Origin of the sequence: Acinetobacter sp. Swhac1 (assembly GCF_013390985.1) — a bacterium.
GTDB classification, from domain to species: Bacteria; Pseudomonadota; Gammaproteobacteria; order Pseudomonadales; family Moraxellaceae; genus Acinetobacter; species Acinetobacter towneri.
Window position 1 is genome coordinate 1 of record NZ_JACASN010000046.1, and the last position, 10,367, is coordinate 10,367.

General features: G+C 36.9%; 11 protein-coding genes. 5 read left to right on the forward strand and 6 right to left on the reverse strand.

Annotation, left to right across the window (positions count from 1 at the left end; genetic code table 11):
• Positions 1-535: 535 nt before the first annotated feature.
• On the reverse strand, positions 536-955 hold the full coding sequence (locus tag HX743_RS14745; protein ID WP_178319580.1) for a hypothetical protein: 420 nt from the start codon (positions 953-955) through the stop codon (positions 536-538).
• Positions 956-1,050: 95 nt separating this feature from the next.
• Here HX743_RS14745 and HX743_RS14750 point away from each other — a divergent pair, with 95 nt between their 5' ends.
• Together HX743_RS14750 and HX743_RS14755 are read left to right on the forward strand one after the other, a co-directional pair.
• Positions 1,051-1,209 (forward strand): hypothetical protein, encoded by a 159-nt coding sequence (locus tag HX743_RS14750; protein ID WP_178319581.1) that lies wholly within the window; start codon positions 1,051-1,053, stop codon positions 1,207-1,209.
• Positions 1,187-1,417 (forward strand): hypothetical protein, encoded by a 231-nt coding sequence (locus HX743_RS14755; protein ID WP_178319582.1) that lies wholly within the window; start codon positions 1,187-1,189, stop codon positions 1,415-1,417. The genes HX743_RS14750 and HX743_RS14755 overlap by 23 nt, the downstream gene beginning before the upstream one ends.
• Positions 1,418-1,560: 143 nt before the next feature.
• Here the strand turns inward: HX743_RS14755 and HX743_RS14760 are convergent, their stop codons facing one another.
• The 3 genes from HX743_RS14760 to HX743_RS14770 form a co-directional block, all read right to left on the reverse strand.
• On the reverse strand, positions 1,561-2,004 hold the full coding sequence (locus HX743_RS14760) for a hypothetical protein (protein ID WP_178319583.1): 444 nt from the start codon (positions 2,002-2,004) through the stop codon (positions 1,561-1,563).
• Entirely contained in the window at positions 2,005-2,547 is a 543-nt protein-coding gene (locus tag HX743_RS14765) for a hypothetical protein (RefSeq protein ID WP_178319584.1), read from the reverse strand.
• A gap of 404 nt (positions 2,548-2,951) precedes the next feature.
• On the reverse strand, positions 2,952-3,215 hold the full coding sequence (locus HX743_RS14770) for a hypothetical protein (RefSeq protein ID WP_178319585.1): 264 nt from the start codon (positions 3,213-3,215) through the stop codon (positions 2,952-2,954).
• 318 nt (positions 3,216-3,533) lie between these two features.
• Here HX743_RS14770 and HX743_RS14775 point away from each other — a divergent pair, with 318 nt between their 5' ends.
• Positions 3,534-4,052 (forward strand): hypothetical protein, encoded by a 519-nt coding sequence (locus tag HX743_RS14775; RefSeq protein ID WP_178319586.1) that lies wholly within the window; start codon positions 3,534-3,536, stop codon positions 4,050-4,052.
• 2 nt (positions 4,053-4,054) lie between these two features.
• Here the strand turns inward: HX743_RS14775 and HX743_RS14780 are convergent, their stop codons facing one another.
• The gene (locus HX743_RS14780) at positions 4,055-4,888 is read right to left on the reverse strand and encodes a hypothetical protein (RefSeq protein ID WP_087554377.1); all 834 of its coding nucleotides are present in this window, start codon (positions 4,886-4,888) and stop codon (positions 4,055-4,057) included.
• 2,682 nt (positions 4,889-7,570) lie between these two features.
• On the opposite strand from HX743_RS14780, the gene HX743_RS14785 reads away from it, so the two are divergent.
• Positions 7,571-8,077 (forward strand): plasmid replication DNA-binding protein, encoded by a 507-nt coding sequence (locus tag HX743_RS14785; RefSeq protein ID WP_087554376.1) that lies wholly within the window; start codon positions 7,571-7,573, stop codon positions 8,075-8,077.
• A gap of 228 nt (positions 8,078-8,305) precedes the next feature.
• Here HX743_RS14785 and tet(39) read toward each other — a convergent pair whose 3' ends face one another.
• The gene (gene tet(39) / locus HX743_RS14790) at positions 8,306-9,493 is read right to left on the reverse strand and encodes a tetracycline efflux MFS transporter Tet(39) (protein WP_004856455.1); all 1,188 of its coding nucleotides are present in this window, start codon (positions 9,491-9,493) and stop codon (positions 8,306-8,308) included.
• A gap of 65 nt (positions 9,494-9,558) precedes the next feature.
• On the opposite strand from tet(39), the gene HX743_RS14795 reads away from it, so the two are divergent.
• Complete coding sequence (locus tag HX743_RS14795; RefSeq protein ID WP_004787586.1) at positions 9,559-10,200, forward strand: TetR/AcrR family transcriptional regulator C-terminal domain-containing protein; 642 nt, start codon at positions 9,559-9,561, stop codon at positions 10,198-10,200.
• Positions 10,201-10,367 lie beyond the last annotated feature (167 nt).

The window sequence follows — 10,367 nt, forward strand, 5'->3', positions numbered from 1 at the left end:
GCTTTTATCCTTAATTATTTAACATAATGGCGATTATACGCAATACACTTGTATATTAATATAAATATCAGACACTTAATAAAACCATAAAAATGCAAAAATGCCCAAAAAGCCGATTTTGAAACAAATCGGCTTTTTATTGAACGAATTTGTCACTTTCAGCCAATAGAATCGATCAAAAAACGCTCAAATTTCAACTTTTCCCTGATAACTCAATACATCCAGTCCCGAAACTATCCGCAATTTCTGCGGATAAACCTTGGGGTAAGTTTTGAGCAATGTTGTACGCTCAGGCTGACATGAATTAGGGACCATTGCGTCTATGTCAGTATGGGGATTTTTCATATGATGGGGACATAGAGAACAGGATGTTCCAACACATAAAACAATAATGATAAGTGCAACACCAGGACGTGAGGTACGACAGGAGTTATACCTAAACACCCAATACGAAAAAGCCCGACAGGATGTCGGGCTTTTTTATTGTCTAAAAAACTTCGTATAACGTGCATTATGCTAATTTTAGGAAAAATTATTAATCTTCATTATTCCTTACGCTTTGGCTAATAGCAGACTGCGTAACCCCATATTGATCAGCTAACTGCTTCTGAGTATATAAACCTGATTGGTAAAGACCAGCTATTTCCCTTTTTTCTTGAGTAGAAAGACTGGCTGAAGATGATGGCACATTAGAAATCAACTGATTTTGTAATTCTTGAGATCTTTCATGCAGTTGATTTAGATTTTCACGCTCTGTTATTAATTGCGTTACAGATGAAGTATCTAAAGTCCTTGCATCTCTTAATACTGCATCAATATTTGATCGTCTGTTATCAATTTGTCTATTTATATCTTGTATTGCTCTTCTTACAGATGCGGTATCCGATCTTGTTACTTGAACTTCAGATTTAACTTCAACTTGAATATTATCTGTTCTATATGGTGATCTAGCCAATTTATTAAAACCTTATATAACTTATATTGACAAATATAAATTATATAAGTAATGTGTATTTTGTCAAATTTCTTAATCTCTGAGATGGAATGGTTATGACTGACAATATTATTCAATTTAAAGCGATAGAGAAGGCTAAACCTACGAAATCTAAAGACTTTGAAAATAAACCAAAGCTCAAGTTCACTAATGAAATGCGTGATGCATTAAGAGAGAAAGCGAGAATTAAATATGAAAACTCCACAGCAGAATGATATTACTCCTGTAGAACAACAGAAAAAACTTACAGACTTAATGCAGCAAGTCTATGAAATAGGTATAGCAGTTGGCTATGAAGCAGGATATGCAGATGGTCGTAAAGATGAAAAAGAAAATATGAAAGCTGCTATATCAGATGGTACTCGGAATAAGTCTTCTGAATGCGGAAAAAAATTAAACGAATATAAACAAAAGAAAAAGTAAGGTTACTAGCAATTTATATACTTTAACGCTATAGTATATACATATAGTGTTGGTGCGCTGGATATATATGCTACCCAGGCGAATGCTATATGACATTGTCTTATAAGCAATGTCCATAAAGGGATTGTTAATTTAACAATCCCTTATTTTTTTGGCGGTTTGTTTTTATCTCCTTTTGGAATTACAGAATAAATTTCTATTAATGGATTCTTGCTAGTACACTCAAAAATCACTTCATCTATTACAAATTCATTCTCATAAGCATCTTTTCTATATTCAGTACTTTGTAAGATTGTTGACCTTCCCCCACTTCTAATTTGAATGATTGAACTATCACTCAAAGCACCTTTCAATTGAGCTAAGACATCATCTACAGAATAATTATCCCTTTTACACCGACTATCATAAATATGACTACCGATGAAAAACATTTCTCCACTTACTAATGGAAAACCGAGACTGCTACGTTTCTCATTCAACACACTTAATTGTGTAGGTGTTAGCGTCCCCACTAGGGCTCGAGATGCCTTCTTTCCTGCATCTAATTGACGCAGATTCTCTTCAATTAATTCCCATAATATTTCCACTTATTCCTCATCCTCTTCAATATCTCTTAAATTAATGATGTCATTAGATCCAACTTCTAAAACTCTTGTTTCTAAAGCATCTTTTAAGAACAGAAGAGATGGTGTGTTTTTCTCAGATTCAAATAATCCAAGAATAATTTTAAAAGGATTTAGCAATAGGATCATTTCGCCATCAAACCCTTTTTTCTTTTTAATAAAGCCTAGTTCTTCAAGCTTATCTACCCTCGACTTCCACGTTGTTACCTGACGTTCACCACTAAAGCCTGCTTCCATCGCCAATACAATTTGGTTGTCAGCTCTTACAAGCATTTCATCAAAACAGCGACACCAGAGAGAAAAATATGTTTTAGATAACGGCTTATTGGGAGAGAAATAGTCCATTATCAGCATAATAATAGGCATACATCTTGGTATGCATACAAATCCCTTATTATCTTTAGACCAAAAGTCATCATCAGTTAATTCTGGCCACAAATTTTGACGACGTTCTTTATAAGTCTTTGCTATTTTTCTTGACCGTGCTGCTCTTTGCTTTGCACTCATCACTTAACTCCATATCGTTAAACATGTCCTTAAGATATAGCGAATTAAATTAAAATTCAAAAACTTAGTGGTGCATATAAACTTAATGAATTGCAATAAATATTACAATTTAAAAAATAAAAAGAGATTTTTTTCATAACTAATCTAATTCAATAGTTTTTTTTAATACATAAAATTTAGTAGTTTATTGTTTTATATAATTTTATATAAAAAATACGTTATCAATGTTATCTGTATTATTAGTCGTATCGTAAAATTTATTAAGTATCTTGGGGGTGATTTTAAAAGAGGGGGAATATAGTTCAAAATTTTGGTTGTATTTCTATTAAAAAACTATACGTTTAATTAATACATTTAACATAAAATCTCTTATGCGAAATTTGAATTGTAAGTCCCAGTTAGCTTCAATCTTGGCTTACTTTACATTTTTTAATTTTAAAAGTTCCACGACTCGCTACTCGTTGAGCAAGTTCAGGATTACGACCTGCTAGGTGTTTAATCACAATTGGGGGAGCGCCGACTTCCTTAAGTAAAACAGTATCATTTTCAACATACAGAACTGGTCCACTTTGAGAGGCAGTAATAAAACTTTCTCGAAGTGCACAAGCGGCCTGACAAGCAATTTCTCTCTCATCGTCATTTTCATTAATTAGATTTACTGCTGACATTGACGTAATCCTGAGTAAAGCTTACATATAAATCATATTCTAAGTCGGGCTATACAGCACAGGAAATAAAGGCTTTTTTACATATAAGGTATTGTTCAACACACATCATAGCTACCTTGTAAGGTAGCTATGATGTGTGTTCTTGATTTTTTATTTAATTTCAATAACTTAAAAAAGTTAATGTCTGAGTTTTATTTTTATACATAAATGTAATAATATTTAAAATCAAGTACTTATATCATGTGAAAAATTGAGAGCTTAACAGCACACATAATACCTACCTAACTACCTTAGTTACAGTCAGGACTCTGATCCCACATGATGAAAATTAAAAATATGAACTCGTTTAAGCTGTCCTATATGTACTTCTTTCCCTCGGTGTTTTTCCCATTTTTGAATATCTATCAGTTTAGAAACAATCCAAACCTTAAATCATGGCTATTCAGCAATTTATTGATCAGCATTACGGTCATTTTGATCCCACTGTTCCTTACTTTAAGCATGCTCATCAGCAAATTTTTATACCAAGATCGCAATAAAAAACCGGAATACAACGCCATGGGGCTTGGGCTGTTGTGCCTGATTTTCCTCATGGGCAGCAACTACTACCAATTCCAGAAATTTACAGCAGGCACGGACCTCAGCATAGATTTTTACCGCATAGCGTTAATGCTGAGTTTCCTGATCGGGTGCTTTGTCTCAAGCCTCAGCTTCACCTTGAAATATAAGCAATATTCAAAAAAATATGACACGGACCTCAACCTCAAAACCCAAAGATTCATGCTGAGTGCATGCCCACTGTTATTGATCGCCATCACGGCCATCTTTGTGGTTTAAAGCTACTTTTGCAGATCCGCAAAAAAAGCTGTCATTTCATGAAAATTACTGACCAGACGCTTAGATTTCCGCTCATACGAAGGCACCGACAGTTCTACCTTGGACTTTCGGTTCAGATACTTGAAGTACAGCGGAAAAACTTGCTTATTGAACTTAAACACATCCTCCCGAACGCCCCTAAACCCCGCCAATTTCGCCACCCGAGACAACTCAGCCATGACCATACTGTCCTGTTTATCAGGACTCTTGATCTGTTGGGCTTTCTTAAAGGTAGCGACCAGTTGCTCACTCTTAAGTTCCAGAAACTTCTTGTGAATGCGCCACGTCCAACCCGTGGTTCTATCAATTTCTTTCTGTTTGCGCTGTTCAACCGTAAACGGTAGGTTAACCAGCTCATAGACTGGAGCAGACTGCTTATTCTCTCCAACCTGAATGGCGGTACGATAGATTAGCCGGTTCTGACGATCTTGAATCGATTCAAACTGTTCTAAATCGGACTTATCGAGTCCGTAGGCAACTCTCAACAAATCCGAACAATCTTGCTTTTTTTCTCGAAGTTCCTCGGGAACCGTACACAATAAACAGAGTCGAACCTTCTCAATTTTGAGCAGACTTTGATTGAGTAAAACAATCAGATCCACCACTGGTTTCTGCTTTAAACGGTAATTTCTTTGTCTGGCAGTTTGATTCAAATCATACCTTTTTTGAAACTTCTCAATGATGCTTTCAGCACGATCAAGCGGCACATCAAGCTGAAAATAATACTGCGTTTCGCGGCTGACTTTATCCAAAATATCGGCTAAATACTCGCTCGTTTTGACACAGTAATAGATCATTATAAAGTCCAGTTTTTTTGGTAATTCTGTCGGAAAAATTTTAGCATTTTTATGCTTTTTTGGTAATTCTATCGGAGTGCTTATTTTGTAATGATTTTGACTGCGTTTAGCAGTCCCTTTTTAGGTGCAGATGTAGGTTTATAAATGGTTGTTCCTGCAAAATTTGATTTTGGCACTTTTTCAGGTATAGTGAACGCATCTGATTGCTTCTGAAGCTTTTCTGATTCTGAACGTGTAGCGCATAAAAGAAAAACCATCTTTTAAGTTAGCAGAGACCATTTGTAAGAACTTTAAAGTGAACCATCGGGTCGTTATCCGTACGCCAACGGAGTCCTTTCATGATCAGCGATAGCATATATTTTTTTGGCTACTCGCATATTGTCTTTGTTAGATACCTCTAACTTTCAAAAATTACGTCTAGCGTAGTTTGTCCATTTTTGCGCCTATTTTTTGGCGTTCCAAATGTTCGGCAAGTTACCGCTGCCGAGACGTTTTTTCACTATTTCAAACTGCTAGGAATACTAACCATGTTCTGATCGGTGAAGCTGCATGCTGGGGAAACCTCGCTGGTGCGGCTACAACGGGGGCTAAAGAGTGAAATTCTCTTTTTCTACCCAATCAAGAAATTGAACAAGATTAAAGTTGTTGGGCGACGTAGACACGGGCGCTTTGGTGACAAAGCACAACCCTGTTTTAATTGAAGTCAGAGTTGAAATAATGGAATATTTCGACGTTAAGATGACTGCCTTTTTCATGAGTGATTTTGGGATGGGCACAGCACAGGTGGGCGATTAAAAGTGAGCCGAAAGGCGATCAAGACAGAGAAAAACTGTCAGATGTCAGATTCTAAAAGGGTCATGGACATCGGGTACTTGTGAATACATAAGCAAGATTCGTCGGATAGCTTAAGCCTGTAACGGCATCTACAGTGAAAACTGATAGTTGCTTTGCTGAAAATTTTGATAGCACGGTAACTCTAAAGAGTCTTTAGTCGGCTGTAAGTGGGGTCTTGGAACAACTCCCCATGAAGAGCCAAAGGAAGAGACGAGTGCAACGAGTAAGACTTGAGCGAAAGCGAGAAGTCGGGCATCAAATTGACAATTAAGACTAATACGGGAAGTTCGCTAAGATATTGTTTTTTAAATTTTATTAGTTGGTGACTGTTAAATTAAAATGATGTTTTAGAGGATGGGAGATCAATTGAGTAAAGCGGCTTTTAAGTCGGGAGCATGCATATTCGAGCGAATAAAAACGTAAGCGTATACATGAGTAATGAAAGGTTGAGCCGGTTATGTGTTTGATTAGTGAAAGAAATAGCAGTTGTGGTGACTGCAAGCGGACTGGTAATCCGTGGAAAAATTTTTGTATGTTATGAAATTTAACTGAGAATTAAACAGAAATAGCTCTGTTTAATGGTGTCGGTGCAGATTAATCACATGCATTCATTTTTAAAAATGACGACTAAGCCTGAAAAGGCTTAGTCGTTCATCTTTAAAACGCTCTATTTTGCGTTTTAAGCAACTATAAACACAACCATATGGATTAATACCAAAATTACCTTAACCGAGCTGTAACACTCTATTTTTTACGTTTAAACAGTATTTTCAACAAGTCTAAGATAAATAAACGCATTCTGCTAAGTGCTCTCACTCACTCAAGATCACCACACCCCTCGCTTTGCTCGGGCTGATGGTGAACGTTGAGTGAGTTTCGGCAATACTCTCCCTAAGGGCGGTCACTTAAAAAAATGACACATCCCTTAAGTATTGCCGATTTACCAGTCGGGCTGACGGAGCCACGCATCGGTCGTATCCGCACATAGTTTTGCTGACTATGCAGACAAGGACTAAAGGTCTTGCACCTTCCCCCACGCGCTCCTTGTCGAAGTATGGCAGTATCTCTGCGAGGGTTTCCCCAACATGCAACTTAACCAACCTATACAACTACTCTCAACGCTCCGTTTATGTGAGATTCCCCTGTAACGGTTCCGCCTTTCGACGATCGCTACGATGCACCAGTGACACTTATTCCCTCCACATGCACCGCATGCCAACCATAAAAAATGGGCACGCAGAAGCAGGCAAAGCTCGAAATACAAAAGTATTGCTTATTTAATGGACACGAAAAATATCAATAACGAAGTTTTTCAGGTTGGGACTTGTAATTACTGCACATAACTGTAAAAATAATCGGACAGGTACAAGCCTTAGTGTGAAATCATAACGGTCGCCAAACCTTATGATCTTCGTTATTTGATGTTCCACCATCAAATAACTGCGTACCGCTAAATATAAAGCGAAACCCCAAAATGTTGCAAGACATTTTGGGGTTTTTCTTTGCTCTATCAACAATTTAAGTTACCTTCTAGTTTCCCAAAAGTTACCAACTTTTTTTACCCCCCTTTGCATCTTTATGATTCTTATCTGTTTTCAGGCAAAAAAAGTTACCAACTTTTTTTCAGAAAGTTCCCTTCTTTGATTTTTAAAATTAATCTATTTGTCTGTTTTTTGAACAAAAATTAAATCCATGTTTTTTTTGATTTCAGCTAATAAGTTAGACAAACCATGCCTAATTTTAGGCAAATTTAGACAAAACACTTGTAAAAGGATAAATTAATCTATTGTAAAAATAGACAGTCTATTAGACATCCACTTTTGACAGGTTTAGGCATAGTTTTACATCATGAAAAGTCTTTCAGTTATAGAGTTATCAAAGTTATATGGAATTAATAGACAAACAATTTACAACAACATAAACAAAGGAATTTTAAGTAAAAATTCTGATAATAAAATTGATTTATCAGAAGCTATCCGTGTATTTGGAGAGCCTGCTAAAAAACAGGATGTAAAAGAACCTGTAAAAATAGACAGTCCAAACTCGGCAGAAGTTTTACTGCTTAGACAGCAGATAGACATGCTAAAAAATCAGCTTGATGATGCTAAAGATAGGGAGTCCTTTTATCAAAATCAGATTGAAACGATGCAACGCCTATTGGAAGCACCAAAACCCAATACCACTCAATCTGGATATTCTGGATCAGTACAGCCTGAACCAGCAGCAGAAGTGATAGCAATGCCACCTAAAGAATCAGAGATACTCGAGAATAAGCGAATACCTGTTCCAGAGCATGTAGAGCCTGAACCTGAAAAAAGGGGCTTCTGGAGCCGTTTTTTCAAGCCCTATGGATGATAGGACTATTTAATCAGACTAATCAAAACCGTGGAACATTGTTTATTTATTGATCGTGGAACATGAAAAATCATAAAAAAAACCCACCTTGGGGAAGATGGGCTATCAACTAGAAACTACAGCATTGATTTCTAAGTGGAATTATAACGCATTTCGTATAAGGTGTATTATGTTAATTTTAGATAAACTATAGAATCCATTAGTTTTTAAACCAATAAATTAAATATTTTATGGAACTCCAGAATATTTATTCAGGCGATACTTAAGCAATAAGGGTAGGGTGATTACATAAAGTATTGCAGCTAATGCCCATACCATTCCAGGAGCTGATGCCTGAGTCATAAAATAGAGGCTAGTAACTAATACAGGACCAATTATAGCCCCCAGACTATTAAAACTGCTTAATAGCCCTTGTAATTCACCTTGTCTTTCATCACTAATACCTCTGGACATCATTGCTTGCAAAGCAGGAACGGCTACTCCACCAAGGGCAAACAATGGTAACAACGCAAAAGGCACCCATTCTTCAACAGCAATAGATAAAAGAAGTAAACCAATTGCATCGCAAGCTATTCCACATAACAACGTATTTTTCTCTCCAAACCTCTTTACCATAGGGGCGATAGCAAAAGCCTGTGCAATAGAATGGCATATTCCATAACTAGCAAGGGAAACACCTGCAATAAATATACTCCAGCCATAACGATCCTGCCCATAGATAACCCATAAAGTTGCGGGGACTTGTGAAACCAATGTGATAATTAAAAAGATACCAAGCAATGGAGCCATATTAGGTTGAGTGATCAAATAGGATAATTTCTTTAATATTGATTGCTCCTGAACCTTCTCAGTCATTTTATTGCTGTGTTTTGATTCTTTTAATAAGACTGCTGTCATTATTAAATTAATCCCATTCATAAAAGCAGCAGCAAAGAACGGTGCATGTAAGTTCCATTCACCCAAAACTCCACCTATTACCGGACCCGCTATAAACCCAATACCAAAGACAGCTCCAAGGAGACCAAACCTTTTTGCACGCTCATGGGCTGGAGTAATATCTGAAACATAAGCTGTTGCAACAGCCATGTTGGCACCTGTAATTCCCGCAAAAATACGACCAATATATAGCCACAATAGAGAAGGAGCAGCAGCCATTAGGAGATAATCAGCCGTTGCACCAGCAATTGAAATAATTAATACAGGTCGACGTCCAAATCGGTCACTCAACGCTCCAAGGATAGGTGCAAAAATGAACTGCATCAGAGCATACACAGCTAATAAAGCACCATAGTGAACACCGCCTGCTTCAGCTCCAGCCAATGACCGTAATAATTCAGGCAAGATCGGCATAATTAAACCAATCCCAACAGCATCCAGAAATATAGTGATTAAAATCACGCTCAATGATTTCTTCACAAATGCCTTCTCTAGCAATGATAGAATTAATATTCTCTCACACACTCCCTATCAGTGATAGATTTATGAGTAAAAAAGATATTGCACCTCAACGTCTGACACGTGAAATAGTCCTGCGTACCGCATTGGATATGTTGAATGAAGAAGGCATAGATTCAATAACCACACGCAAGCTAGCTCAACGATTGGGTATTAAATCTCCAACTCTATATTGGCATTTCAAGAATAAATCCTTGTTAATGGAAGCAATGGCGGAAACCATTATAAATGAACACCATTTAGTTTCTTTACCCATCGATGGGATGACATGGCAAGATTGGTTGCTCGCTAATTCTGTAAGCTTTCGTCGAGCACTACTAGCTTACCGTGATGGTGCTCGTCTACATGCAAGAACTAGCCCCAGTCAAGGACATTTCAACACGATTGAGGCCCAAGTTGCGCTGTTATCTCATGCTGGGTTTTCTCCTGTTGAAGCAGTTGCATTACTTATGACATTAGGAAGGTTTATTGTTGGGTGGGTCCTTGAGGAGCAGCAAGAAGAAATAAGATCAGACCCACCATTCGAAGCCGATCCAACTATATATCCACTCATGCTCCAAGGAGTGAATACCTTACAAAATATGAATGCGGATGACATTTTTGAAAATGGGATTCGTATGGTGATTATCGGTGCTGAAAGACAACTTGATATTAAAATGCAAACTTAACTCTATACTGCTTTAAGCAACTGTTCTATTTAGTAATAAAGCTTTTATCCTTAATTATTTAACATAATGGCGATTATACGCAATACACTTGTATATTAATATAAATATCAGACACTTAATAAAACCATAAAAATGCAAAAATGCCCAAAAAGCCGATTTTGAAACAA

Excerpts from the sequence above, each read along its gene's own strand:
- HX743_RS14750 (WP_178319581.1), top strand. The coding sequence starts at position 1,051 with ATGACTGACAATATTATTCAATTTAAAGCGATAGAGAAGGCTAAACCT.
- HX743_RS14755 (WP_178319582.1), top strand. The coding sequence starts at position 1,187 with ATGAAAACTCCACAGCAGAATGATATTACTCCTGTAGAACAACAGAAA.
- HX743_RS14765 (WP_178319584.1), bottom strand. The coding sequence starts at position 2,547 with ATGAGTGCAAAGCAAAGAGCAGCACGGTCAAGAAAAATAGCAAAGACT.
- HX743_RS14770 (WP_178319585.1), bottom strand. The coding sequence starts at position 3,215 with ATGTCAGCAGTAAATCTAATTAATGAAAATGACGATGAGAGAGAAATT.
- HX743_RS14775 (WP_178319586.1), top strand. The coding sequence starts at position 3,534 with ATGATGAAAATTAAAAATATGAACTCGTTTAAGCTGTCCTATATGTAC.
- HX743_RS14780 (WP_087554377.1), bottom strand. The coding sequence starts at position 4,888 with ATGATCTATTACTGTGTCAAAACGAGCGAGTATTTAGCCGATATTTTG.
- HX743_RS14785 (WP_087554376.1), top strand. The coding sequence starts at position 7,571 with ATGAAAAGTCTTTCAGTTATAGAGTTATCAAAGTTATATGGAATTAAT.
- HX743_RS14795 (WP_004787586.1), top strand. The coding sequence starts at position 9,559 with ATGAGTAAAAAAGATATTGCACCTCAACGTCTGACACGTGAAATAGTC.